The sequence below is a fragment of the Kosakonia sp. CFBP8986 genome, assembly GCF_034044935.1.
GTDB lineage: Bacteria > Pseudomonadota > Gammaproteobacteria > Enterobacterales > Enterobacteriaceae > Kosakonia > Kosakonia cowanii.
On sequence record NZ_JAXCXB010000007.1, the window covers coordinates 26,305 to 52,466 of the forward strand.

Here is a 26,162-nt window from a genome sequence, read left to right on the forward strand (position 1 = left end):
ACAGCGAGGCGTAGACTCCTTTTCTGTGATGTACATCACATAACCAAATTCAAAAAAGGAAGCCATCATGAAACTGATCAACAAAATCATCGCTATGTTCAGCAACATGAACGTCTCTTTCGGCACGTTCAATCACTGATTGCTGTGATGCCGTGTGGCGCTGCGCTGACTCCGCCTGGAGAAGCGAGCGCCATCGGGCTATCACTTCAGCGCCGCTTCCACCGCCGCGCTCTCCAGCTCCTTCCCTTCGCTGTTCACGCTTTTTCCCTGCCTGATAAAGTAGTTGGTGTTATCAATATTCCCGATCACCGCATCGTCATAGCGACCCGGCGCGCTGCGCACCGATTTGTTGCCGCGAAACACGCCCTGCGTTGAAGCGTCGCCATACGGGCTGGGTCGGAAGATAAAATTGAAGCGCTGGTTATCAGCCGCAATGTTGTTCTCCACCAGCAGCCTGCCGGGATTGAAATTATCGGTAAACCCATCCAGATGGTTACCCACCGCTTTGCTGTTACGGATCTGATGCGCCACCGGCTGCCCTTCCCCGCCGAGCTTAAAGCCGTTACTGGTATTGTTGCGGGCAATTGAATTCTCGATCACCACTACCCCATTGGCGCCATCTTCAATCTTATTAAACAGGTCGAAACCGTCATCGATGTTGTCATGGGCGTAGCAGCGGATCAGCCGGTTCCCCTCCCCTACGCGCATTTTTACCGCGAAGCCGTCGGCGTTAATCTTGCCCGCATCTTCATTACCCCAGGACTCTGAATCGACCACCCGGTTATCGCTGGCCCACAGCGCGCGGCCAATCTTCTCCGGGGAGGAGATCTGAATGCCGGTGTCGTCGTTACGCCAGGCAACGACCTTTTCAATCAGGTTATGGCTGCCCTGGATGCGCAGGCTCTTCTCCGTCACCTCAATCCCTTTGATACGCCAGTAGCTGGCATCAAGCAGCAGGCCATGGATCACCACTTTGCCTTCTGCTTCCAGCGTTTTGCGCTGTTTGAGCAGGCCGCTCGCCGTCAGCGGGATTTCGGTATAGGGGTAATCACCAGCCTGCAACACGATTTTGCCGCCCGGCGGCAGCAAGCGGATTGCCGTGGCGATATCCAGCGGTGCGGCGGCGGTGCCGGAACCTTCTGCCGTACCCTGCGGCGCAACATGCAGCGTCAGTGCCACCGGGTCGACCTTCTCAACCTTGATCTGTTGAACCACGGCTTCCCCTTCCGCTTTTGGGGTGAAGGTGAGCGCAAAAGTGGTGTTTTGTTTCAGCCACGTCGGCAGGGTGTACATCTCGCCCGCTTTTATCGGTTTCTCATTACCGATCACCACTTCATTCTCCCGCACGCTGAAGCTGCCATCGTAGTTGGCTCGCGCCTGGAGCTGGTATTTCTCACTGCCGCTTTGTGCAGGCGAAGCGATTTGCACCACCACCGGTAACGCGGGTGGCTGCCAGGGCGCAGAAGCAACCGTGTGAGCTTCAGAGGTGGTTAACGAGGCGTTGGTCACGGTGATTTTCGCGTTACGCGAGGCGAAGAAACCAACGTAATAAAATGCTTTGTCCTGTACCGCAATGAGATCGGCGCGTGGGATCTGCTGGCTGACCCATTGCTCGCTCCCGGCGGGTGCCCAGCTAGTGATAAAACCGCTATCGGTACGCTCAAGCTTAAGCCGGAAAGCCGGTGTTTTGCGCAGATTCACCTCTTCCCGATAGCTGGTTTTGACAATCGCCGCGCCGGCGTTGCCCCACGGCTGCGTGACGCCTTCCCGGCTGATAGCCTGCATTTTGACGCGGAAATTATCCTTTTTGTCCTGCGTCATAATGGCGTTCATCACCATATTGGAGGCGGCCGGAAACTCTTCATACCCCTCCTGCAATGGCTGCTGGCGCGCGGGGCCGATCACATCGCGTACCAGTAAGCCCGCGCCCTCTTGTGCCGCAGGCTTTGCGCCATTTTCCGGGCCAAACTGATCGACGGTGACGGTCGCTTGCAGCGTAAAGTTTTTGCCGACCGGCAGCTTTGTATAGAAGAAGGTGAGGCCATCATGGGAGTTGGCAATTTTACCGCCGCGGCTCTCCAGGGTGATGGGCTTCGACAGATCGGCAATTGTTTCGGGTGTGAGCTTCTTACCCGCGATAGTCACATCATTGACGCCAATCTTTCCGGCAAGCACGTTTGATGAGAAATTGAGATCGGTCGACTGGCCGAAAGCAATGGCTCTCCACTCTGACGTGGATTCAGCGAAGGTTGGGGCGCAGACAAGGGAACTGCATATCGCGAGGGCCAGAGGTATTTTATAATTCATTTTATTCTCCTGATGGATAATTGCCGTTGATTATCATCAATATGAAACGGTGTTTCTTTTTTATAGCTCACACTCTTTGCTTAATAAAACGTCGTTTTGTTTTGTGCGATCTTTATTCAGGATGAAAAATAACAGCTAACTCATTGTATAAATGAGCAGCAGTGAAAAATGGAGCGACTTTCTGACCGTAAACTGCTTTACTCTGCCGATAAAAAGCGCGTTAGTGGGCGCCTGGCGTGGAATGTTGCACGTTTCACCAGCACTCCATTTCATGCTACAAAATATGTAGTATTTTCAATATGAAAGAGGTTAACTTCTTTCCCAAATAATAGTCAGGACGAATATGTTGAACTCAAAAATGAGCGTGGTGATCCTTGCGGCTGGCAAAGGCACACGCATGTACTCCGATCTTCCCAAAGTGCTGCATACTCTTGCAGGTAAAGCGATGGTGCAGCATGTCATTGATGCTGCTACGAAATTGGGTGCGGATCATGTTCATCTCGTATACGGCCACGGTGGCGAACTGCTTAAACAGCGCCTCGTAGACGACAAACTTAACTGGGTGCTGCAAGCGGAACAGCTCGGCACCGGTCACGCCATGCAGCAGGCGGCGCCCTTCTTTGCTGACGATGAAGATATTTTAATGCTCTACGGCGATGTGCCGCTGATCTCCGTCGAGACCCTTGAGCGCCTGCGTGAAGCCAAACCGCAGGGCGGCATCGGACTGCTTACCGTTAAACTCGACGATCCGACCGGTTATGGCCGCATTACCCGTGAAAATGGCGTGGTCACCGGCATCGTTGAGCAGAAAGACGCCACTGAAGCCCAGCGGCAGATTAATGAGATTAACACCGGCATTCTGATCGCCAACGGCGCGGATCTGAAGCGCTGGCTCGCTAAGCTGACCAATAATAATGCGCAGGGTGAATACTACATCACTGACATTATCAGCCTGGCTTATCACGAAGGGCGTGAAATTGCCGCCGTTCACCCGCAGCGCTTAAGCGAAGTGGAAGGGGTAAATAACCGCCTGCAACTTTCGCGTCTCGAGCGTGCGTACCAGGCTGAACAGGCAGAGAAGCTGCTGCTGGCAGGCGTGATGTTGCGCGATCCGGCGCGTTTCGATCTGCGCGGCACGCTCTCCCATGGCCGCGATGTTGAGATCGACACCAACGTCATCATTGAAGGCAACGTTACGCTGGGTAATCGCGTAAAAATCGGCGCAGGCGTGATCCTGAAGAACTGCGTGATTGGTGATGATTGCGAGATTAGCCCCTACAGCGTAGTGGAAGATGCCCGCCTCGACGTGGAGTGCACCATCGGCCCGTTTGCCCGTTTACGTCCGGGCGCAGAGCTGCTGGCAGGCGCGCACGTGGGTAACTTCGTTGAGATGAAAAAAGCGCGTCTCGGCAAAGGCTCAAAAGCGGGTCACCTGACTTACCTCGGCGACGCGGAGATTGGCGATAACGTTAACGTCGGCGCAGGGGTGATTACCTGCAACTACGACGGTGCCAATAAATTCAAAACCATCATTGGCGATGATGTGTTTGTCGGCTCCGATACGCAGCTGGTGGCACCAGTCACGGTTGCCAAAGGCGCGACCATCGCCGCAGGCACCACCGTTACCCGCGATATCGCCGAAAACGAGCTGGTATTAAGCCGTGTGCCGCAGGTGCACAAGCAGGGCTGGCAACGCCCGGTGAAGAAGAAGTAAAGCAATAAGACCGGATATGCTCAGCGCTATCCGGCATAGATTCAGGGATGAGAGGAAGATAATCCTCCGCCCACCAGGCAGTACCTATAACAATAACCCCACTCTCTACAAGGCTCGGGGCGTCCGCAAAGCGGACACGTACACGGAATGATTCGCGGCGCCGCAAAACGGTGGCCCGGTCGCGACGTGTAAACAGGTTGACCGACAACAAAAGGCATAATGCCAAAATCGGAATCAAAAACTATGTGTGGAATTGTAGGCGCAGTCGCGCAGCGTGATGTTGCAGAAATTCTTCTCGAAGGCTTACGTCGCCTCGAATACCGTGGCTATGACTCTGCCGGTCTGGCAGTGGTCGACGAAGAGGGTCATATGACCCGTCTGCGTCGCCTCGGTAAAGTGCAGATGCTGTCGCAGGCGGCGGAAGATCATCCGCTGCACGGCGGAACCGGTATCGCGCACACCCGCTGGGCGACCCATGGCGAACCGTCGGAAGGAAACGCGCATCCGCACGTTTCTGAACATATCGTTGTCGTACATAACGGCATTATCGAAAACCATGAACCGCTGCGCGAAGAGCTGAAAGCGCGCGGGTATGTGTTTGTCTCCGAAACCGACACCGAAGTGATTGCTCACCTGGTGCACTGGGAGCTGGAACAGGGCGGTACGCTGCGTGAAGCGGTACTGCGCACCATCCCGCAGTTACGCGGTGCCTACGGCACGGTGATTATGGATACCCGTCATCCTGAGACCCTGCTGGCCGCACGTTCCGGCAGCCCGCTGGTTATCGGCCTCGGTATGGGTGAAAACTTTATCGCTTCTGACCAGCTGGCACTGCTGCCGGTGACCCGTCGTTTTATCTTCCTCGAAGAGGGCGATATTGCTGAAGTGACCCGCCGTAGCGTGACGATATTTGATAAATCTGGCGTGGAAACCAAACGCCCGGATATCGAATCCAGTCTGCAGTACGATGCGGGCGATAAAGGTATCTATCGGCACTACATGCAGAAAGAGATCTACGAGCAGCCGAACGCTATCAAAAACACCCTGACTGGCCGCATCAGCCATGGCGAAGTCGATCTCAGCGAACTGGGGCCGAACGCGAACGAGATGCTGTCGAAAGTCGAACATATTCAGATCGTCGCCTGCGGTACCTCTTACAACTCCGGTATGGTCTCGCGCTACTGGTTTGAATCGCTGGCCGGTGTGCCGTGCGATGTGGAGATTGCGTCGGAGTTCCGCTACCGCAAATCCGCCGTGCGTCGCAACAGCCTGATGATCACCCTTTCGCAGTCCGGTGAAACGGCCGATACGCTGGCAGCGCTGCGTCTGTCGAAAGAGCTGGGATACCTGGGGTCATTGGCAATCTGTAACGTACCGGGCTCCTCGCTGGTGCGTGAATCGGATCTGGCGATGATGACCAACGCCGGTACCGAAATCGGTGTTGCCTCAACCAAAGCTTTCACCACCCAGTTAACGGTGCTGCTGATGCTGGTGGCGAAACTGAGCCGCCTGAAAGGCCAGGATGCGTCGATTGAGCACGATATCGTGCACGGTCTGCAGGCGCTGCCAAACCGTATCGAGCAGATGCTGTCGCAGGATAAACGCATTGAAGCGCTGGCAGAGGATTTCTCTGACAAGCATCACGCGCTGTTCCTCGGCCGCGGCGATCAGTACCCGATCGCGCTGGAAGGCGCGCTGAAGCTGAAAGAGATCTCCTATATTCACGCCGAAGCCTACGCCGCAGGCGAGCTGAAACATGGCCCGCTGGCGCTGATTGACGCCGATATGCCGGTTATCGTGGTTGCACCGAACAACGAACTACTGGAAAAACTGAAATCCAACATCGAAGAAGTGCGCGCCCGTGGCGGCGTGCTGTATGTCTTCGCCGATCAGGATGCCGGTTTCACCAGCAGCGACAACATGCACATCATTGATATGCCGCACGTAGAAGAGACGATTGCACCGATCTTCTACACCGTGCCGCTGCAACTGCTGGCCTATCACGTTGCGCTGATTAAAGGCACCGACGTTGACCAGCCGCGCAACCTGGCAAAATCGGTAACGGTGGAATAATCCTAAACTAACGTCATCTGCCCATCGGGAGGGTGACGTTAACCGTAGTGTAAATAAGTCCGGATATGCTCCTTAAAAAAGCATACCGGATTTTTTTATGTCTCAAATTCGTATCACGGTTAACCTGGCTGCCGCGCCTGACCTGCTTTTCTGGAAAATGTCCGGCAGTGAATCGCTCTCTGAGCCTTTTGAATATGCGCTTACGCTATTGGGCGAAGATGCCCGCATCGACCGAAGTCAGATCCTCGGGCAGCCCATCACTATTGATATTCCTGCGCAGGGCGGCGCAGTAAGGCGTTATATCAATGGCAGAGTGACCAGCGTTGCCGTCTCCTCTGTTGAGCTATCGGGGGAGCGTTATGCTGCCTATCAGCTCAGCGTTGAGTCCGACCTCTGGCCAATGCGGCTGGCGCGCGATATGCGTATCTTTCAGGCGCAAACCATCCCGCAGATTGTGCAGACGATGTTGTCCGAACAGGGCGTCAAAGTAGACGATCAGCTGACGCAAAGTTACCGGGTATGGGAATATTGCGTGCAGTACCAGGAGAGCAGCCTGGACTTCATCTGTCGGCTGATGGAGCTGGAGGGGATCAGCTGGTATTTCCGCCACCAGCCGGACAGCCACACGCTGGTGCTGGCGGATGCCGGTACCGCTTTTCCTTCTGCGCCGGGTTATGAGGTGATCCCCTATATTCAAACCGCCGCAGGCGGCGTGGCTGATTTTGAAGGCATCAGCCAATGGTCTCTGCACGATCGCGTCACGCCAGGGCTTTTTAGTACCGAAGATTATGATTTTCGTAAGCCCAACGCCTGGCTGTTCCAGGCGCGGCAGAATCCCGCCTCGCCCTCGCCCGGCCAGATCGATGTTTACGAATGGCCCGGTCGCTTTGTTGAGCAAAATGACGGCGAATATTATGCCCGCATCAAACAGGAGCGCTGGCAGGTTGATCATCAACAGATTTCTGCCACCGCCACCGCAAGCGGGATTGCCGCCGGTCATACCTTCCAGTTAACCCATGCGCCGTTTGCGCAGGATAACGGGCGTTATCTGGTGACAAAAACCGTGCTGCACATTGAAGAGAACCGCTATGCCAGCGGTGATGAGGGCGCCAGCTCGCGGCTGATAAGCTTCAGCGTTATTCCTGCGTCGCTGGTCTGGCGGCCGGAGCAGCGAACCGCCTGGCCTCGCACCTATGGTCCGCAGACTGCCCGCGTTGTTGGCCCCGCCGGGGAGACGATATGGACCGATAAATATGGCCGTATCAAGGTGAAATTCCACTGGGATCGGCTCGGCAAGAGTGATGAAACCAGCTCCTGCTGGGTGCGCGTCTCCAGCGCGTGGGCGGGACAGGGATTCGGCGGCGTGCAGATCCCGCGCGTCGGCGATGAGGTGGTGATTGATTTTATTAATGGCGATCCCGACCGGCCCATCGTCACCGGGCGCGTCTACAACGATGCGAATATGCCGCCATGGGCGTTACCCGCCGCCGCCACGGTGATGGGTTTTATGACGCGCTCGAAAACCGGAAGTTGTGACAACGCCAGCTATCTGCTGTTTGAGGATAAGCTCGGCGTTGAGCGGGTCGATATGCATGCCGAAAAGGATATGAATATCTCCGTTGAGAACAACCAGGCGATCACCGTTGGCGGCAACAGAAGCCTGACGGTGTCGGGTGAGCTTGCCGATGAGGTGACAAAAAAAGCGGATTTTAAATACCACGCTACCCGCACCACGCTGGTGGAGCAGAAGGACACGCGCACGGTGAATAATGGCGAAGAGCTGACGGTCACCAATGGCCGCGTGAAGAGCATCACCAGCGGCGGGGAGAAGGTGACGATCAAAGGGGGACGCGTTGAGGAGATTGAAGGCGCGGCTTCACAGCATGTCACTGCATTAGTGAGCTATACCTTTGATAGCGGCGTCACCTCGACCATTACCGGCGATCGTCAAGAGCAGATTTCTCAACACCTGACGCAGACCATTGAGGGAAATAGCGCGGCCACCATCAACGGTAGGTGGGATCAGACCGTCGCCAAAGGGGCGAAAATCTACTCGCCGAAAACGATCACCATTGAGAGCGCGGAGAAGGTACATATTAAGACGCCGCATGCGTTTGAATATAAAGATCATAAAGAGACGGCATCGCTTTTCTCTTTTGATTTCACCGCCCTCAAGGTCGCTACCGAAGGCTCTTCATTCACCCTGTCAGCGATAAGCAAGGTAGGTTTAACGAGCCTGAAGTTCGATAAATCGGCATTTGATTTAGCCTCGCACGAAGGGCGCGTCGCATTTGGCAAAGCGATGATGCAGTATGGCCAGGTCATGGCGTCGGTTCATGGCTTAACGATGTTTATGTAAGGGATTGAGTATGAAGATTGCGATCGCTTTTTCTGTCCTCTTTATCGTAGGGATGATCGCCTACATCGTTTACCTGTTTAATCGCGATCACCGCATCCAGACTCAGGGGCGCGACCTGCAGGCCACCATCGAAGAGGTGAGCTATATCAGCTCTAATGATAACGGCACTCAAAATATCCGTTACCGGCTGGCGATTCATGATGGGAGCGTGACGCGCTCGGTCGAGGGGAAAGAGACCATTGCTGCGTTCAACTCGCCGAAAATGCAGAAAGGGCAGAAGGTCGATATTAAGTACCTGGATGACCAGCATATTCTGTTTATTTTTGATAAGCAGGAGTCGTCGGCGAACCCGGGGTAATGCGGGATGAAAAAGAGGCTGCCAGGCGGCAACCTCTTTAGACCTTATTTTACTTTCTGGCTCAGGTCAGCAAGCTGTTTCTCAAGGGTGCTGATGCTGCGCTGCATATCATCGACTTTGCGGCTGAGATCGTCATTGCTTCTTTTCAGCTCATCCCTTTCGCGGCTCATCTTTTCAAGGTCACTTTCCATGCCCTTAATTTTATCCTGCTGCTTAGGGTAATCGCGCTGGATCTCGGAAAGGGTTCTTGCGCTGAGATCAGATGCCGGTGAGATATACGTTTTTCCTTGGGCAGACGAGCCCTGTTCATAGGTCATCAGTGTATCGCCCGAATAGTGGTTGGACATGAAATATACGGGTTCATCTGCCGCCTGGCTGAAGGTAGCGGGTAACAACGTTAGCAATCCTGTCGCGAAAACAATGGTTCTGTTCATACTCATCCTTAGTGTCCACTCAGTGGTGTTAACAACGCCTGTTCAACACCGCTATATACATATGAAAACCAGGGTTTGTCTCCTACCTCTTTTCAGTAGCGATGAGGGATAAAAAATCAGCATTGGATGATTGCGAAGTGCGTGGGAAAGCGCGTGGTAGAGGCGGGGATTTTGCGTAAAATTTATTCGGTCAGGGCGAGCAGCCTCGCCTTTTCAGCTACATTTGGATTGTCATAAAAATAAAACATCAGCGAATTGTTAAGGTGTTATCTAACCTTAATGTTTTGATTTTTATAGCTAATAAATATTGGTGCTGCGAAAAGCCGCCGCTGTCATCAAACAGTAACAATCGTTGCATATAACTGTCATCAAAGTGTCCTATTTTGCTCCGAGTAGCAACTCAAACAACGATTTACGATTCCTGCAGGAGACATTATGAACGTTATGCGTACCACTGTCGCAACTGTTGTCGCCGCGACCTTTTCTCTGAGCGCTTTTGCTGTAAATGCCGCAGCTAGCCTGACTGGTGCGGGCGCAACTTTCCCTGCGCCAGTGTATGCCAAGTGGGCTGATACCTACCAAAAAGAGACGGGCAATAAGGTCAACTATCAGGGCATCGGCTCCTCCGGTGGCGTGAAGCAGATCACCGCCAAAACCGTTGATTTCGGCGCATCTGATGCACCGCTGTCTGACGAAAAACTCTCCCAGGAAGGTCTGTTCCAGTTCCCGACCGTCATCGGCGGCATCGTGCTGGCTATTAACGTACCGGGCGTAAAATCTGGCGAGCTGGTTCTCGACGGTAAAACGCTGGGTGATATCTACCTCGGCAAAATCAAAAAATGGGACGACGCGGCTATCGCCAAACTCAACCCGGGCCTGAAACTGCCTTCACAGAACATCGCCGTGGTTCGCCGCGCTGACGGTTCCGGTACTTCATTCGTCTTCACCAGCTACCTGGCGAAAGTGAACGAAGAGTGGAAATCTAAAGTCGGTTCCGGCTCTACCGTTAACTGGCCGACCGGTCTAGGCGGTAAAGGTAACGACGGCATCGCCGCCTTCGTTCAGCGTCTGCCGGGCTCTATCGGTTACGTCGAGTACGCTTACGCGAAGCAGAACAACCTGACCTACACCAAACTGATGTCTGCCGATGGCAAAGCCGTTAGCCCGACCGAAGAGAGCTTCTCTAACGCGGCAAAAGATATCGACTGGAGCAAATCCTTCGCCCAGGACCTGACCAACCAGAAAGGTGCTGATGTGTGGCCAATCACCTCCACCACCTTCATCCTGGTACACAAAGAGCAGGCGAAACCTGAGCAGGGCGCTGAAGTACTGAAGTTCTTTGACTGGGCGTACAAAAACGGCAGCAAACAGGCTAACGATCTCGATTACGCAACCCTGCCGAGCAGCGTTGTTGAACAAGTTCGCGCCGCATGGAAAACCAACGTGAAAGACAGCAGCGGTAAAGCCGTTTACTAATCGCTGATTTTTGAAGAACATGGCGGATGGCGCTTACACCATCCGCCTTACAGATCCTCTGTAGGCCCGGTAAGCGCAAGCGCCTGCGGGCAACTTCGTAAGACGTCAAACTGAAGAGTAATTTATGGCTGCAACCAAGCCGGCATTTAACCCACCGGGTAAAAAAGGCGACATGATCTTCAGCGCACTGGTAAGACTGGCTGCGCTGATTGTGCTATTGCTGCTGAGCGGCATCATCGTTTCGCTGATTTTCTCCTCCTGGCCCAGCATCCAGAAATTTGGTTTCTCCTTCCTGTGGACCAAAGAGTGGGATGCGCCGAATGAAATTTACGGCGCGCTGGTGCCCATTTACGGCACCATCGTGACCTCTGTTATCGCTCTGCTGATCGCCGTGCCGGTGAGCTTCGGTATCGCGCTGTTCCTGACGGAACTCTCGCCCGGCTGGCTGAAGCGCCCGCTGGGTATCGCCATTGAACTGCTGGCGGCGATCCCGAGTATCGTTTACGGCATGTGGGGGCTGTTTATCTTCGCCCCGCTGTTCGCGACCTACTTCCAGGAGCCGGTTGGCAATGTGCTCTCCAACATTCCGTTTGTCGGCGCCCTCTTCTCCGGCCCGGCGTTCGGCATTGGTATTCTCGCCGCCGGGGTGATCCTCGCGATTATGATCATCCCCTACATTGCGGCGGTGATGCGCGATGTCTTTGAACAGACCCCGGTGATGATGAAAGAGTCGGCTTACGGCATCGGCTGCACCACCTGGGAGGTGATCTGGCGCATCGTGCTGCCGTTTACCAAAAACGGGGTGATAGGCGGCGTCATGCTCGGTCTCGGCCGCGCGCTGGGTGAAACCATGGCGGTGACCTTTATCATCGGCAACACCTACCAGCTCGACAGCGCCTCGCTCTATATGCCGGGCAACAGCATCACCTCTGCGCTGGCGAATGAGTTTGCCGAAGCGGAATCGGGCCTGCACGTTGCGGCGCTGATGGAGCTGGGGCTGATTCTGTTTGTCATCACCTTTATCGTGCTGGCGATCTCGAAATTTATGATCCTGCGCCTGGCGAAAAACGAGGGGGCACGCTGATGGCTACGCTTGAAATGCAGCACACCGCAGAGCTGGCTGAATCCCGTCGCAAAATGCAGGCGCGCCGCCGGTTGAAAAACCGCATCGCCCTGACGCTCTCAATGGCGACCATGGTGTTCGGCCTCTTCTGGCTGGTGTGGATCCTCTTCTCTACCGTGACGCGCGGTATCGACGGCATGTCGCTGGCGCTATTTACCGAATCGACTCCGCCGCCAAACACCGCGGGCGGTGGTCTGGCGAACGCCCTGGCGGGCAGTGGCCTGCTGATCCTCTGGGCGACGGTAATCGGTACGCCGCTGGGCATTATGGCGGGGATCTACCTGGCAGAGTATGGCCGTAAATCCTGGCTCGCCGAGATTATCCGTTTTATCAACGACATCTTGCTCTCCGCGCCCTCTATCGTGGTCGGCCTGTTCGTCTACACCATCGTGGTGGCGCAGATGCAGCACTTCTCCGGCTGGGCAGGCGTGATTGCGCTGGCGCTGCTGCAGGTGCCGATTGTCATTCGTACCACGGAAAACATGCTGAAACTGGTGCCGGATAGCCTGCGTGAAGCGGCTTACGCACTGGGCACGCCGAAGTGGAAGATGATCTCCGCGATTACGCTGAAAGCCTCTGTCTCCGGCATCATGACCGGCGTACTGCTGGCGATAGCGCGTATCGCCGGTGAAACGGCACCGCTGCTCTTTACGGCGCTCTCTAACCAGTTCTGGAGCACCGACATGATGCAGCCTATTGCTAACCTGCCGGTGACGATTTTCAAATTCGCCATGAGCCCGTTTGCCGAATGGCAGCAGCTGGCCTGGGCCGGGGTGCTGATTATCACGCTCTGCGTACTGCTGTTGAACATTCTGGCGCGCGTCGTCTTCGCCAAGAATCGACACGGTTAATTTTTGCGACGCGGCGAAGGCGGCGTCGAGTTGAGGAAAGAGATAAATGAGTATGGTTGATACTACGCCGGGCAAGATTCAGGTTCGTGATTTGAACTTCTATTACGGCAAATTCCATGCACTGAAAAACATCAGCCTGGATATTGCCAAAAATCAGGTGACGGCGTTTATCGGGCCGTCTGGCTGCGGGAAATCCACGCTGCTGCGCACCTTTAACAAAATGTATGAGCTCTATCCTGAGCAGCGCGCTGAAGGCGAAATCCTGCTGGATGGCGACAACATTCTCACCAATACCCAGGATATCGCTCTGCTGCGCGCGAAAGTGGGCATGGTGTTCCAGAAACCGACGCCGTTCCCGATGTCGATTTACGACAACATCGCCTTTGGCGTGCGTCTGTTTGAAAAGCTTTCGCGCCCCGATATGGACGAGCGCGTGCAGTGGGCCTTGACTAAGGCCGCATTGTGGAATGAAACCAAGGATAAATTGCACCAGAGCGGCTACTCTCTCTCCGGCGGCCAGCAGCAGCGTCTCTGCATCGCGCGCGGCATTGCTATTCGCCCGGAAGTGCTGCTGCTGGATGAGCCTTGCTCGGCGCTAGATCCGATCTCAACCGGCCGTATCGAAGAGCTGATCACCGAGCTTAAGCAGGATTACACCGTGGTTATCGTGACGCACAACATGCAGCAGGCGGCGCGTTGTTCCGATCACACTGCGTTTATGTATCTCGGTGAGTTGATTGAGTTCAGCAATACAGACGATCTGTTCACCAAGCCTGCGAAGAAGCAAACGGAAGATTACATTACCGGGCGCTACGGCTGATTGCCGAACCACAGAGGTGGCAGCCACCTCGTTACCACGTGAAATTTGTCGGGCATTTGGAGTGCACCATGGACAATCTGAACCTTAACAAACATATTTCCGGGCAGTTTAACGCTGAGCTGGAAAGTATTCGCACTCAGGTCATGACGATGGGTGGAATGGTAGAGCAGCAGCTCTCGGATGCGATCACCGCGATGCATAACCAGGACAGCGAGCTGGCAAAGCGCGTTGTTGAAGGGGATAAGCAGGTCAATATGATGGAAGTCGCCATCGATGAAGCCTGCGTGCGCATTATCGCCAAGCGTCAGCCGACGGCGAGCGATTTACGCCTGGTGATGGCGATCATCAAAACCATCGCCGAGCTGGAGCGTATTGGCGACGTGGCGGATAAAATCTGCCGCACGGCGCTGGAGAAGTTCTCCCAGCAGCACCAGCCGCTGCTCGTCAGCCTTGAGTCGTTAGGACGCCATACCGTGCAGATGCTGCACGACGTGCTGGACGCCTTTGCGCGCATGGACATTGACGAAGCGGTGCGCGTCTATCGCGAAGATAAGAAGGTGGATCAGGAGTATGAAGGCATTGTGCGTCAGCTGATGACCTATATGATGGAAGACTCCCGCACCATTCCTAGCGTGTTGACCGCCCTCTTCTGCGCCCGCTCTATCGAGCGTATCGGCGATCGCTGCCAGAACATCTGCGAGTACATCTTCTACTTCGTTAAAGGCCAGGATTTCCGCCACGTTGGCGGCGACGAACTGGACAAGCTGCTCGCCGGAAAAGATCCGAAAGAGTAAGCGCAATAAAAACCCCCTCGTGATGAGGGGGTTTTGCTTCACGCTGACTTACTGAGTAGCTGACCGGCAAGCGTTGCGATCTCATCGCATTGCCACAGCTTCTCCCGCCAGCGGTGCGGGATCCCCTCCACGCCGTACCAGGCACCAGCAAGCTGCCCGGCAATCGCCGCAGTGGTATCCGCATCATCGCCAAGGTTGGTCGCCAGCAGGATCGTCTCTTCGAAACTCTCCCCGTGAGCGAAGCACCAAAGCGCCGCCTCCAGGCTTTGCACGCAGTAACCAGTGCCGAACACCTCCGCACGCGATTTCTGCCGGTAATGCCCTTCGGCGATCTGGCGCAGATTAGCCTGTTCCGGCAGCTGCGCAATATCTGTCAGCGTGTCGGATTTACTCTTGCCCTGTAGCGCATTGATAAGCATCTGCGCGAAGAGACGACAGCTGGCCAGTGCTTCTGGCGCGGCGTGCGTCGTCCGCGATGACGCTTCGGCATACTCCAGCGCCTTTGGCACATCCGGATAGTACCAGAGCACTACCGGCGCCAGCCGCATCAATGAACCGTTGCCCGCCGTGCGCGGATCGCTCGAGCCGGCAAAGGGTTCGCCGTTGAGCGTAAAGCGCCGCAGCGCGGATGAGACGGTCATGCCGATATCAAAACAGGTTCCCGTGGAGCTTAAATAGCCCCACTTCCACCAGTTCAGATAGCGGTTCATCTGATCGGTCGCATCAAACCCTTTACAGGCGATCAGGCTGTGCGCGAGGCAGAGCGCCATTGAGGTGTCGTCCGTCCACTGCCCGGCTTTTAAATGAAACGGGCCGCCGCCGACCATATCGGTGACCGGGGTAAAGCTCTCTCTGGGACTGAACTCTACCGTTGTGCCAACCGCATCTCCGGCCGCAAGGCCGAGAAGGCACCCCTGATAACGCGCAAGTAAATCCGACATCGTTTATTCCTTATTTCGGGCAAGTCGTCAGGAGAAATCTGCCCACAGACGCAGCTTCCCGCAGTGGAGGCAGCGGAAGAGGTAGCCCTGACAGTCGCCGCCGTCGCGCAGATACTCCTGTAGTTTGTTGATATCCATACCAAAGGCCCGGCAATCGGCGTCCAGATCGGCAAACTGATCCAGCTTGTCGGCTATCTCTTTCCAGCCAACGTAACCGATAAAGGCGCAAAAATCATTGCAGTGCGCCAGCCAGTGCTCCTGCTGCCAGCCGCAATAGCCGGGTGTGCGTTGCGTCAACTCAGCAACGGTATCTTCCGGCCACGAACTGCTAAAGCCGGTAAATTCGCCCTCATCATCAAACTCCCCTTCGACACCTTCAAGGCTGCAATCATCCTGAAATGTGCCGTTGAATTTCTCTGCTGCTGAACCATCGGCAATGCACCACGGGCAGAGCGTATCGACATCTTCCGCAGTAAAGAACGGGTTGGTGTAGTAGACGTCTGTTGGCTGTGAGCAACAGGCGCAGGTCACGGTTTTGCCTTCAGAGAAGACGCCCGTTTCCAGGGGCTGTGGATGGTATTTGAATACCGGGAGAGGGCGATTATTCTGGTCCATAAAAACATCCTGTTTTGTAGGTAAGTTAGCGCGTAACAGACCACCCGCGAGCGCGCCACAATGCTGGCAGCTGTGCTAAGTCAGTAAATGTCGTCACTTTTGGGTGATCGATAGGTACGTTATGCGGGTCGGCGCAGAAGTAAAAGACTTCCATCCCTGCCGCAATGCCAGATTGCGCTCCGGCGGCGGAATCATCCACCAGAATGCACTTCTCCGGCGAGACATCGAGTACCTCTGCTGCATGGTACATTAACGCTGGATCGGGCTTCCAGCGCTGGATGTCATAGCCACTGAACAGTTTTTCCGGAAAGTGGTGCAACATCCCAAGTTTACCTAATGAGTGTTGCATTTTGCTCACTGGCCCGTTAGAGACCACGCACATGGGAACGCTAACGGCATCAAGCAGTGCGCTGGCACCCGGAATCACCTCTAGCTCGCTGTCGAACAGCCGCGCTACTTCGGCACGATAAACCGGCTCAAGCAGCGCTTTATCCAGCGCTTTACCGTGCTCTTCGCCGATAACATCAATAATTTCATACAGTTTCATACCTTTGAAACGCTTAAAGACCTCTTCGAGATCCAGCGTAATGCCAACGGTTTGAAACATATGGACGTATGCGCGGGAACAGATTACTTCGCTATCGACCAGGGTGCCGTCACAGTCGAAAAAGATCGCTTCAATGTGGGACATGCCATTTCCTGTGATTACAAGTTTAACGATTACTTAACGCAGATTGCGGGACGCAATCGTTGCCGTATAAGCAAATTCAATGAAAAAAAGTGCGTGATAACCGTCAATACTGCCTCATTTTGGTATAGGATAGCGACGAATTTTCCCTCCTATTCCGGAAATTGATAATGAGCCAACAACAGACTTCCCAGGCCTCTCGCCCGGGGTTGCTTGACCGCGTGTTCAAACTGCGTGACCACGGCACAACGGCACGCACCGAAGTGATCGCCGGCTTCACGACGTTTTTAACGATGGTCTACATCGTTTTCGTCAACCCGCAAATTTTAGGCGTCGCCGGGATGGATACCAGCGCAGTTTTTGTCACCACCTGTCTGATTGCTGCGTTCGGCAGCATCCTGATGGGTCTGGTGGCTAACCTGCCGGTCGCGTTGGCTCCGGCGATGGGATTGAACGCCTTCTTCGCCTTTGTAGTGGTGGGCGCGATGGGGCTCTCCTGGCAGGTCGGCATGGGCGCGATCTTCTGGGGTGCGGTCGGTCTGCTGTTGCTGACCATTTTCCGCGTACGTTACTGGATGATTGCCAATATCCCGATGAGCCTGCGTGTCGGCATCACCAGCGGGATCGGTCTGTTTATCGGCATGATGGGCCTGAAGAATGCGGGCGTGATTGTCGCCAACAAAGAGACGCTGGTCAGCATCGGTAATCTGACGTCGCACAGCGTGCTGCTGGGCGTGCTTGGTTTCTTTATCATCGCTATTCTGGCCTCGCGCAATATTCACGCCGCGGTGCTGGTCTCAATCGTTGTGACCACGCTTCTGGGCTGGCTGCTGGGCGATGTGCAGTACCACGGCATTGTCTCTAAGCCGCCAAGCGTGATGTCGGTGGTAGGCAATGTCGATCTCGCCGGCTCCTTTAACCTTGGTCTTGCGGGCGTGATCTTCTCATTTATGCTGGTGAACCTGTTCGACTCCTCCGGGACGCTGATCGGTGTGACCGACAAAGCCGGGCTGGTGGATGAGAAGGGCAAATTCCCGCGCATGAAGCAGGCGCTCTACGTTGACAGTATCTCCTCTGTCACCGGCTCCTTCTTCGGTACCTCGTCGGTTACCGCCTACATTGAATCCTCTTCGGGTGTCTCCGTTGGTGGGCGTACCGGCCTGACGGCGGTAGTCGTAGGTTTGCTGTTCCTGCTGGTGATCTTCCTCTCGCCGCTGGCGGGAATGGTGCCGGGTTACGCGGCCGCGGGTGCGCTGATTTACGTTGGGGTGCTGATGACCTCAAGCCTGGCGCGTGTGAAGTGGGATGATCTCACCGAAGCGGTACCGGCGTTTATTACCGCCGTGATGATGCCGTTCAGCTTCTCCATCACCGAGGGGATCGCACTTGGCTTTATCTCCTACTGCGTGATGAAAATCGGTACCGGTCGTCTGCGTGAGCTTAGCCCGTGCGTGGTGATCGTGGCGCTGCTGTTCCTGCTGAAAATCGTCTTTATCGACGCGCATTAATCCCTTCTCCCTCTCCCATGTCGGGGGAGGGAAAGCCTTATCCCAACACTTATTCAGATCAACGCTTTTTCGGCGGGCAGGCTGGTGAAACGCATCAGGCGGGAAGCCGGATCGTTGGCGCGGGTCAGCACATCAGTCAGGTAGTGCCACCCTCTCTGGCTATCGAACTCCCAGATGCGCAGGCTCTCAATCGCAGGCGCGACCGCAACTGACCAAATCAGCACATCTTCGGCATCGCACATCACTTCTACCTGCGCATGCCGCGTGACGCGAAGCCGCCCGGAGCCGGGCAGCAGCTGGAGCTGCATCGGGTCGTCCTGCATCTGGTGAATTAGCTTCATCACGCTCTGGCGCAGCGTTAACAGCTGCGTTTGCGCTTCACTGGCATCGTTCTGGTTGTTTATCCACAGTTGCTCATTGTTGCTGAAGGTGTGTTTATGCCCGTGCGGGCTGTGGAAGCTGCGCGTCGCGCGTTGTAGCTCCATATCAAGGCCGCACTCGCCTTCGGTAGTAATGGCAACGCCAACCAAATTCCCGGCGTAGGCCAGGGAAAAGCTCGGCAAGCTGCTGTCGGCAAAGCGCGGTCGTCCGCTCTCCTCAACCACCATCTCCGGCAATTCGCTGATGCCATAAAGCATAAACATCATCTCTGCGAGCAGCGCCCGGGAAGCGATATAACGGGAGCGGCGATGTTCCGGAAGCTGAGCTGCGGCATCAAGGCATGCCTGAGGGAGCCGGGTCGAGACAAGATGGCCTTCTGAAAGGATCCCTCTTGCAAAGTGTGTCGCCATTTTTCGCTCCGTGATAATGGGCTGCGTGAATCAAATCGACAATCGACATTATCGCCTGTGATGAATAGGTTTTAATGCTAAAAGTCCCATCTGAAAAGTCCTAAGGAGTGATATTTACACTTTCTTTCGTCAATGGGGAGCACTTTCAGAAAAAGTGATGAAATGATGGCTAACGAGCGCTAAAACGCCCGCCAGCCGTGGGATGAGGGATTATTTACCAATACAGAAGCTTGAGAAAATCCTGCCCAGCAGGTCATCAGAAGTAAACTCGCCGGTGATCTCGCTCAGGCTCTGCTGTGCCAGGCGCAGCTCCTCTGCGAGCAGCTCACCCGCCCAGGCGCCAAGCAGCTGCGCTTTGCCCTGTTGCAGATGCTCAGCCGCCATTTCCAGCGCCTGCAGGTGACGACGACGCGCAAGGAAGCCGCCCTCCATGCTGGTATCGAATCCCATGCTCTGCTTGAGATGCTGACGCAGCACGTCCACCCCTTCGTTAGTGCGCGCAGAGAGGCGAACAAGTGAGTGATTGTTCACTTCGCTGATCCCCGGCTGCTCGCCGGTGACGTCTGCTTTATTACGCACCACGGTGATCGGCAATTTTGCCGGTAAACGGGCGATAAAATCAGGCCAGATATCCGCCGGATCGACGGCGTCAGTGGTGGTGCCATCAACCATAAACAGCACGCGGTCCGCCTGCTCAATCTCCTGCCAGGCGCGCTCAATCCCGATTCGCTCTACTTCGTCGCTGGCTTCGCGCAGCCCGGCGGTATCGATAATGTGCAGCGGCATACCATCGATATGGATATGTTCACGCAGCACATCGCGCGTGGTACCGGCGATATCGGTGACGATCGCCGCTTCGCGACCGGCCAGCGCGTTAAGCAGGCTCGATTTCCCGGCGTTTGGACGCCCGGCAATCACTACTTTCATCCCTTCACGCAGCAGGCTGCCCTGGCGCGCTTCGGCGCGAACCGCATCCAGATCGCTTATCACATCATTAAGCTGTGCTTCGATTTTGCCGTCGGAGAGAAAGTCGATCTCCTCGTCCGGGAAGTCGATTGCCGCTTCGACGTAGATGCGCAGGTGAGTGAGTGCTTCCACCAGATGATTAACGCGGGCGGAAAACGCGCCCTGCAAGGAGTTGAGCGCCGAACGCGCGGCCTGCTCGGAGCTGGCGTCAATCAGGTCGGCAATCGCTTCTGCCTGCGCCAGATCGAGCTTGTCATTGAGAAACGCGCGTTCAGAGAACTCGCCCGGTTTAGCGATGCGCAGCCCGGGCAGCGTCAGAATGCGCTTTAACAGCAAATCGAGGATCACCGGGCCGCCGTGGCCCTGTAGTTCCAGCACATCTTCACCGGTAAAGGAGTTGGGGCCGGGAAACCACAGCGCAATGCCCTGATCGAGGGCGCTGCCGTCGGCGTCCTGAAACGCAAGATAGTCGGCATAACGCGGTTTCGGCAGCTTGCCCAGCACCGCCTGCGCGACGTCGCGCGCTTTCAGGCCGGAGATACGCAGGATGCCCACACCACCGCGTCCCGGTGGGGTTGCCTGGGCGACGATAGTGTCGTTATGGCTCATGGTTTATTTTCCAAAATCTCAAAATAAGAAAGGCGGTCAGTTGACCGCCTTGTCTGAATCTTACAAGTAATACGCAAAATAATTTACGTTGCAGGAAGGCGGCAAGCTTGTGAGTCCCCAGAAGTTTACATCAGTAAACGACTGGGGTGAGCAAGCGCAGCCAACGCGAATGAAGCGTATTAAGAGCTTTTCTTCTCGCGGCTATGGAGACCACGTTTCTCCAGACCACGGTAAATCAGCTGCTGCTGCAGAATGGTTACCAGGTTGCTGACGATGTAGTACAGCACCAGACCTGACGGGAACCACAGGAAGAACACCGTGAAGATAACCGGCATAAAGGTCATGATTTTCTGCTGCATCGGGTCGGTCACGGTGGTCGGCGACATCTTCTGAATGAAGAACATCGTTACGCCCATCAGGATCGGCAGGATGTAGTACGGGTCTTGCGCAGAGAGATCGTGGATCCACAGCGCGAACGGCGCATGGCGCAGCTCAACGGAGCCCATCAGCATGTAGTAGAGCGCAAGGAAGATTGGCATTTGGATCAGCAGCGGGAAGCAGCCGCCCAGCGGGTTCACTTTCTCCGCTTTGTACATCGCCATCATTTCCTGGCTCATACGCTGCTTATCATCGCCCAGACGCTCACGCATAGCCTGAATCTTCGGCTGCAGCATGCGCATTTTCGCCATCGAGGTGTACTGCGCTTTAGTCAGCGGGTACATGATGCCGCGCACGATAAAGGTGATCGCGATGATAGAGAAGCCCCAGTTGCCGAGGAAGCTGTGGATCCATTTCAGCAGCTTAAACAGCGGCTGAGAGATGAACCACAACCAGCCGTAATCCACGGTCAGATCCAGGTGCGGCGCCGCAGCGGCCATTTTGTCCTGAATCTCCGGGCCGACCCACAGAGTGCTGTTCAGTAAGCCAGTCTGGCCCGCTGCGATAGTAATCGGCTGAGATTTGTAGCCGATGGCCGCAACGCCGTTGCCCAGATTCGCTGTGTAGAAGTTATTCGCGCCGTCGTTACGTGGGATCCACGCCGTGGCGAAATATTGTTGCAGCATCGCAACCCAGCCGCCTTTCGAGCTGACGTTCAGGTTTTCGTCATCGGCGATGGTGTCAAACTTGTACTTCTCATACTTGGTGTCCGGCGTGGAGTACGCCGCGCCGCGGAAGGTGTGCAGCGCAAAGTTGCTGCTGCCGGTATCGCGGTGAGAAGGGAGTTTGATGGTTTGCTTCAGCTGACCAAAGGTGGCCACCTGCAGCGGTGTCGCACCGGCGTTTTTCACGCTGTAGCCAACGTTCACCGCATATTCACCGCGTTTCAGGGTGAAGGTTTTGGTGAAGGTGTTGCCTGCCGCATCGGTATAGGTCAGCGGGATCGCCAGCTCGTTCTGGCCTTCTGCCAGTACAAACGCATCTTTATCGACGTTATACAGCGGGCGTGGGCCGTTAGCCGGGTTGTCCGGGCCGTTCTGGCCGGTCAGACCGCTCTGCGCCTGGTAGACAAACTCAGGCGTGGTTTCCAGTAACTGGAACGGCTCGGTCGCACCCAGCTCTTTCGGGTACGTCGGGAGCAGTGCCTGCTCAACATCACCACCACGGGTGTTGATGGTCAGCTCAAGCACGTCGGTTTTAACCGTAATCAGTTTCCCCTGGCCACTGGCCGGAACGCTCTGGTCGGCTGCGTTACCCGCTGCGGTGGTCGTAGTCTGCGTGGTCTGCTGCTGCGCCGGAGGAGGATTTTGTTCCTTCTCCCACGTTTGCCAGATCATGAAAGACACGAACAACAAAGCGATGATAAAAAGATTGCGTTGCGAATCCATCGTTAGTGTTCTCTGGTTTTAGAAGGTCCTGGCGGGACGGGATCGTCGCCACCCGGATGTAAAGGGTGGCATTTTAATACGCGTTTCACTGTCAACCAACTGCCTTTTAACACCCCAAACCTGCGCAAGGCCTCAATTCCATAGTGAGAACAGGTAGGGGTGAAACGGCAGTGCGGCCCGAGTAGCGGACTAATCAGGCGTTGGTAGACCCGTATAAGGGCTATCAGGACCCTTGAGCCTGGCGACAATGGCGGCGCCATAATTTTTCCAACGCTTCCGTGAGAGCACGGTTATCGAGGTCGGCAACCCCTTTCTTTGCCACCACCACAAAATCCATGGCCGGCAGGTCATGTTGGTGCAAACGGAAACTTTCACGCGTCAGACGTTTAATCCGATTGCGTTCATGTGCGCGTTTGACATTTTTCTTGGCGACGGTAAGACCGATACGGGGATGCCCCAGCGAATTCAGGCGGCCGAGGATGGTGATTTGCGGCGTGCCAGCCCGTTGTGGCTGCTGGAAGACGAATGTGAAATGAGTGGGAGTTAACAAACGTAACTCCCTGGGAAAAGCGAGCTTAACCACTCAGGGGTTAGCTTTTATTACTTGGAAACGGTCAGACGTGCGCGGCCTTTAGCGCGACGACGAGCCAGAACCTGGCGACCATTTTTAGTAGCCATACGAGCACGGAAGCCGTGAGAACGGTTGCGCTTCAGTACGGACGGTTGAAAAGTGCGTTTCATGGCGATTTCTACCTAAACTTGAATAAATTCACTGACTTTTGCGTATGCCCGAACGAATATCGAACGACCGGCGCGCAAGCCATGGGTAATTAAAGAGGCCGGATTGTAATAATTGTACACTCCGGAGTCAATTCTCTTTCCTTATAGCGCACGTATTTTTGCACAGATCTGCGCAAAAACTAAGCGGCTTCCGGCGCCTGAAAAGAGTAAGACGCGCCGGGGGCAGAATTATACGGGGCAAATGGCAAAGCGCAAGGATCCGCCTGGATCTTCCTTAGATCGTTTATGGGATTATTCGGCGAAAACCATTTAATTTTCCAATATGCGGCCTAAATCTTCCCGCACCCATGCCTGGATCGTTTACACTTAGCGCGTTCCGGATCGGCCTGTGGATAAATCGTGAAGAATCTGTGAGAAACAGAAGATCTCTTCGGCGGTTTACGCTATGATCCGCGGTCCCGATCGCGATCCACGATCGCTCTGGGGCAAAAACCGTAAACAGCGGTTCGCACATCACCCCGCTGGGTCTTATCGATGTGTGTCAAAAAAGATTAATGTCTCTGTCTTTACTATTTATCGATTTACGTTCGAGTGGAGTCCGCCGTGTCACTTTCGCTTTGGCAGCAGTGTCTTGCCCGATTGCAGGATGAGTTACCAGCCACTGAATTTAGTATGTGGATCCGCCCGTTGCAGGCGGAACTGAGTGACAACACGCTGGCTTTGTATGCGCCAAACCGTTTTGTGCTTGATTGGGTAAGAGACAAATACCTTAATAATATCAACGGCCTGCTTAATGAATTCTGCGGGGCGGACACGCCACAGCTGCGTTTTGAAGTGGGCGCTCGTCCGGCTAACCAGACATTGAGAGAGCCTGCCACCGTTGCCGCGCCCGCTCAGGCGGCGCAGGTCGTGATTCCGCGCGCTGCGCCTGTCGCCCGTTCAGGCTGGGACAACGTGCCCGCACCGGCGGAACCGACCTACCGCTCAAACGTCAACGTCAAACACACCTTTGATAACTTCGTTGAAGGTAAGTCGAACCAGCTGGCCCGCGCGGCGGCCCGTCAGGTGGCAGACAACCCCGGCGGCGCTTACAACCCGCTCTTTTTATATGGCGGGACGGGTCTCGGTAAAACGCACCTGCTGCACGCGGTGGGTAACGGCATTGTGGCGCGTAAGCCGAATGCCAAAGTGGTGTATATGCACTCCGAACGCTTTGTCCAGGACATGGTAAAAGCCCTGCAAAACAATGCGATCGAAGAGTTTAAACGCTACTACCGCTCCGTTGATGCCCTGCTGATCGATGACATTCAATTCTTTGCCAATAAAGAGCGATCCCAGGAAGAGTTCTTCCACACCTTTAACGCCCTGCTGGAAGGCAATCAGCAGATCATTCTCACCTCGGATCGTTATCCGAAAGAGATCAATGGCGTTGAGGATCGTCTCAAATCCCGCTTCGGCTGGGGGCTGACCGTGGCGATCGAGCCGCCGGAGCTGGAAACCCGCGTTGCGATCCTGATGAAAAAGGCCGACGAGAACGATATCCGTCTGCCGGGCGAAGTGGCCTTCTTTATTGCCAAGCGCCTGCGCTCCAACGTGCGTGAGCTGGAAGGGGCACTGAACCGCGTTATCGCCAACGCCAACTTTACCGGGCGCGCCATCACCATTGATTTCGTGCGCGAAGCGCTGCGCGATCTGCTGGCGCTGCAGGAGAAGCTGGTCACCATCGACAATATTCAGAAGACGGTGGCGGAGTATTACAAGATTAAGGTGGCAGATCTGCTGTCGAAGCGACGCTCCCGTTCCGTTGCCCGCCCGCGCCAGATGGCGATGGCGCTGGCCAAGGAGCTGACCAACCACAGCCTGCCGGAAATCGGCGATGCCTTTGGCGGCCGTGACCACACCACCGTACTGCATGCCTGCCGTAAGATTGAGCAGTTGCGTGAAGAAAGCCATGATATCAAAGAAGATTTTTCCAATTTAATCCGAACTCTCTCTTCGTGACGCTATGAAATTTACCGTTGAACGTGAACATTTATTAAAGCCGCTGCAACAAGTTAGCGGCCCGCTGGGCGGACGCCCGACGTTGCCTATTCTCGGTAATCTGCTGCTTCAGGTTACCGACGGCGCGCTTTCGCTGACCGGCACCGATCTTGAAATGGAGATGGTTGCCCGCGTGGCGCTTGTCCAGCCCCATGAACAGGGCGCGACAACCGTACCGGCACGTAAATTCTTCGACATCTGTCGCGGCCTGCCGGAAGGGGCGGAAATTGCGATGCAGCTGGAGGGTGAGCGCATGCTGATCCGTTCCGGGCGCAGCCGTTTCTCCCTCTCAACCCTGCCCGCAGCGGATTTCCCTAACCTGGATGACTGGCAAAGCGAAGTGGAGTTCACGCTGCCGCAGGCCACCATGAAGCGCCTAATCGAAGCGACGCAGTTCTCGATGGCGCACCAGGACGTCCGTTACTACTTAAACGGCATGCTGTTTGAAACCGAAGGTGAAGAGCTGCGTACCGTAGCCACCGACGGTCACCGCCTTGCCGTCTGCTCGATGCCGATTGGGCAAACATTGCCGAACCATTCGGTGATCGTGCCGCGTAAAGGCGTGATTGAGCTGATGCGTATGCTCGACGGCGGCGAGACGCCGCTGCGCGTGCAGATCGGCAGCAACAACATTCGCGCGCACGTCGGCGACTTTATCTTCACGTCGAAGCTGGTTGATGGTCGTTTCCCTGATTATCGCCGCGTATTGCCGAAAAACCCGGACAAAACGCTGGAAGCGGGCTGCGATTCGCTGAAGCAGGCTTTTGCCCGCGCGGCGATCCTCTCTAACGAGAAGTTCCGCGGTGTGCGCCTCTACGTCAGCGAGAATCAGATCAAAATCACCGCCAACAACCCGGAACAGGAAGAAGCGGAAGAGTTTCTTGATGTCACCTACGGCGGTAGCGAAATGGAAATCGGCTTTAACGTCAGCTACGTGCTTGATGTGCTGAACGCGCTGAAGTGTGAGAACGTGCGCATTCTGCTGACCGATTCCGTTTCCAGCGTGCAGATTGAAGACGCGGCGAGCCAGAGCGCAGCCTATGTCGTTATGCCAATGCGGTTGTAGAAAATAGCGGGCTATCTTTCTGGTTACTCTGGCTTCGGGCAGCGCCCGCAATCTTCACGTAC

General features: G+C 55.3%; 23 protein-coding genes. 12 read left to right on the plus strand and 11 right to left on the minus strand.

Going from position 1 to position 26,162, the window contains the following annotated elements; all coding sequences use genetic code 11:
- Positions 1 to 201 precede the first annotated feature (201 nt).
- Entirely contained in the window at positions 202 to 2,307 is a 2,106-nt protein-coding gene (locus SOM48_RS16590; protein WP_320512336.1) for a right-handed parallel beta-helix repeat-containing protein, read from the minus strand.
- A gap of 343 nt (positions 2,308 to 2,650) precedes the next feature.
- Here SOM48_RS16590 and glmU point away from each other — a divergent pair, with 343 nt between their 5' ends.
- From glmU to SOM48_RS16610, 4 genes are all read left to right on the plus strand, one after another.
- Positions 2,651 to 4,021, plus strand: coding sequence for a bifunctional UDP-N-acetylglucosamine diphosphorylase/glucosamine-1-phosphate N-acetyltransferase GlmU (glmU, locus tag SOM48_RS16595; protein WP_289744588.1), 1,371 nt, complete (start codon positions 2,651 to 2,653; stop codon positions 4,019 to 4,021).
- A gap of 243 nt (positions 4,022 to 4,264) precedes the next feature.
- Positions 4,265 to 6,094 carry a glutamine--fructose-6-phosphate transaminase (isomerizing) gene (gene glmS / locus SOM48_RS16600; protein ID WP_054803525.1) on the plus strand — a complete coding sequence of 610 codons (1,830 nt, stop codon included), beginning with the start codon at positions 4,265 to 4,267 and terminating at the stop codon, positions 6,092 to 6,094.
- A 97-nt stretch (positions 6,095 to 6,191) separates the two neighbouring features.
- Positions 6,192 to 8,453, plus strand: a complete 2,262-nt coding sequence (locus SOM48_RS16605) for a type VI secretion system Vgr family protein (RefSeq protein WP_139966590.1) — start codon at positions 6,192 to 6,194, stop codon at positions 8,451 to 8,453.
- A 10-nt stretch (positions 8,454 to 8,463) separates the two neighbouring features.
- Complete coding sequence (locus SOM48_RS16610; protein WP_042714846.1) at positions 8,464 to 8,811, plus strand: hypothetical protein; 348 nt, start codon at positions 8,464 to 8,466, stop codon at positions 8,809 to 8,811.
- 44 nt (positions 8,812 to 8,855) lie between these two features.
- Here the strand turns inward: SOM48_RS16610 and SOM48_RS16615 are convergent, their stop codons facing one another.
- Positions 8,856 to 9,245 (minus strand): hypothetical protein, encoded by a 390-nt coding sequence (locus tag SOM48_RS16615; RefSeq protein WP_128483958.1) that lies wholly within the window; start codon positions 9,243 to 9,245, stop codon positions 8,856 to 8,858.
- A gap of 435 nt (positions 9,246 to 9,680) precedes the next feature.
- On the opposite strand from SOM48_RS16615, the gene pstS reads away from it, so the two are divergent.
- The 5 genes from pstS (at position 9,681) to phoU (ending at position 14,309) form a co-directional block, all read left to right on the plus strand.
- Positions 9,681 to 10,721 (plus strand): phosphate ABC transporter substrate-binding protein PstS, encoded by a 1,041-nt coding sequence (gene pstS, locus SOM48_RS16620; protein WP_076769284.1) that lies wholly within the window; start codon positions 9,681 to 9,683, stop codon positions 10,719 to 10,721.
- A 124-nt stretch (positions 10,722 to 10,845) separates the two neighbouring features.
- Positions 10,846 to 11,805: a phosphate ABC transporter permease PstC gene (pstC, locus tag SOM48_RS16625; protein WP_076769285.1), complete on the plus strand. Its 960-nt coding sequence runs from the start codon at positions 10,846 to 10,848 to the stop codon at positions 11,803 to 11,805.
- Positions 11,805 to 12,695, plus strand: coding sequence for a phosphate ABC transporter permease PstA (pstA, locus tag SOM48_RS16630; RefSeq protein WP_076769286.1), 891 nt, complete (start codon positions 11,805 to 11,807; stop codon positions 12,693 to 12,695). The genes pstC and pstA overlap by 1 nt, the downstream gene beginning before the upstream one ends.
- A gap of 46 nt (positions 12,696 to 12,741) precedes the next feature.
- Positions 12,742 to 13,515 carry a phosphate ABC transporter ATP-binding protein PstB gene (gene pstB, locus SOM48_RS16635; protein ID WP_042714852.1) on the plus strand — a complete coding sequence of 258 codons (774 nt, stop codon included), beginning with the start codon at positions 12,742 to 12,744 and terminating at the stop codon, positions 13,513 to 13,515.
- Between the two features lie 68 nt (positions 13,516 to 13,583).
- A complete protein-coding gene (gene phoU, locus SOM48_RS16640; RefSeq protein WP_042714854.1) occupies positions 13,584 to 14,309 on the plus strand; it encodes a phosphate signaling complex protein PhoU in 726 nt (241 codons plus the stop codon).
- 38 nt (positions 14,310 to 14,347) lie between these two features.
- Here phoU and SOM48_RS16645 read toward each other — a convergent pair whose 3' ends face one another.
- From SOM48_RS16645 to yieH, 3 genes are read right to left on the minus strand one after another with little or no spacing between them, the layout of a single operon-like run.
- Positions 14,348 to 15,250, minus strand: coding sequence for an ADP-ribosylglycohydrolase family protein (locus SOM48_RS16645; RefSeq protein ID WP_320512337.1), 903 nt, complete (start codon positions 15,248 to 15,250; stop codon positions 14,348 to 14,350).
- A 27-nt stretch (positions 15,251 to 15,277) separates the two neighbouring features.
- The gene (gene cbrC, locus SOM48_RS16650) at positions 15,278 to 15,865 is read right to left on the minus strand and encodes a PF03691 family colicin E2 tolerance protein CbrC (protein WP_094422649.1); all 588 of its coding nucleotides are present in this window, start codon (positions 15,863 to 15,865) and stop codon (positions 15,278 to 15,280) included.
- 25 nt (positions 15,866 to 15,890) lie between these two features.
- The gene (yieH, locus tag SOM48_RS16655) at positions 15,891 to 16,556 is read right to left on the minus strand and encodes a 6-phosphogluconate phosphatase (RefSeq protein WP_042714857.1); all 666 of its coding nucleotides are present in this window, start codon (positions 16,554 to 16,556) and stop codon (positions 15,891 to 15,893) included.
- A gap of 167 nt (positions 16,557 to 16,723) precedes the next feature.
- Between yieH and SOM48_RS16660 the strand changes: the two genes are divergently transcribed.
- Positions 16,724 to 18,061 carry an NCS2 family permease gene (locus SOM48_RS16660; protein WP_042714859.1) on the plus strand — a complete coding sequence of 446 codons (1,338 nt, stop codon included), beginning with the start codon at positions 16,724 to 16,726 and terminating at the stop codon, positions 18,059 to 18,061.
- 53 nt (positions 18,062 to 18,114) lie between these two features.
- Here the strand turns inward: SOM48_RS16660 and SOM48_RS16665 are convergent, their stop codons facing one another.
- The 6 genes from SOM48_RS16665 to rpmH all read right to left on the minus strand — a co-directional run bounded on the left by SOM48_RS16665 (position 18,115) and on the right by rpmH (position 22,994).
- Complete coding sequence (locus SOM48_RS16665) at positions 18,115 to 18,852, minus strand: 4'-phosphopantetheinyl transferase family protein (protein ID WP_076769288.1); 738 nt, start codon at positions 18,850 to 18,852, stop codon at positions 18,115 to 18,117.
- Positions 18,853 to 19,062: 210 nt separating this feature from the next.
- Entirely contained in the window at positions 19,063 to 20,427 is a 1,365-nt protein-coding gene (gene mnmE / locus SOM48_RS16670) for a tRNA uridine-5-carboxymethylaminomethyl(34) synthesis GTPase MnmE (protein WP_094422653.1), read from the minus strand.
- A 179-nt stretch (positions 20,428 to 20,606) separates the two neighbouring features.
- On the minus strand, positions 20,607 to 22,253 hold the full coding sequence (gene yidC / locus SOM48_RS16675; protein ID WP_054803530.1) for a membrane protein insertase YidC: 1,647 nt from the start codon (positions 22,251 to 22,253) through the stop codon (positions 20,607 to 20,609).
- A gap of 2 nt (positions 22,254 to 22,255) precedes the next feature.
- A complete protein-coding gene (gene yidD, locus SOM48_RS16680; RefSeq protein WP_076769289.1) occupies positions 22,256 to 22,513 on the minus strand; it encodes a membrane protein insertion efficiency factor YidD in 258 nt (85 codons plus the stop codon).
- Positions 22,477 to 22,836: a ribonuclease P protein component gene (gene rnpA, locus SOM48_RS16685; protein ID WP_076769290.1), complete on the minus strand. Its 360-nt coding sequence runs from the start codon at positions 22,834 to 22,836 to the stop codon at positions 22,477 to 22,479. The genes yidD and rnpA overlap by 37 nt, the downstream gene beginning before the upstream one ends.
- 17 nt (positions 22,837 to 22,853) lie before the next feature.
- Positions 22,854 to 22,994, minus strand: a complete 141-nt coding sequence (gene rpmH, locus SOM48_RS16690) for a 50S ribosomal protein L34 (RefSeq protein WP_000831330.1) — start codon at positions 22,992 to 22,994, stop codon at positions 22,854 to 22,856.
- A 603-nt stretch (positions 22,995 to 23,597) separates the two neighbouring features.
- Here rpmH and dnaA point away from each other — a divergent pair.
- Positions 23,598 to 24,995, plus strand: a complete 1,398-nt coding sequence (dnaA, locus tag SOM48_RS16695) for a chromosomal replication initiator protein DnaA (protein WP_054803532.1) — start codon at positions 23,598 to 23,600, stop codon at positions 24,993 to 24,995.
- A gap of 4 nt (positions 24,996 to 24,999) precedes the next feature.
- A complete protein-coding gene (gene dnaN / locus SOM48_RS16700; protein WP_054803533.1) occupies positions 25,000 to 26,100 on the plus strand; it encodes a DNA polymerase III subunit beta in 1,101 nt (366 codons plus the stop codon).
- Positions 26,101 to 26,162 lie beyond the last annotated feature (62 nt).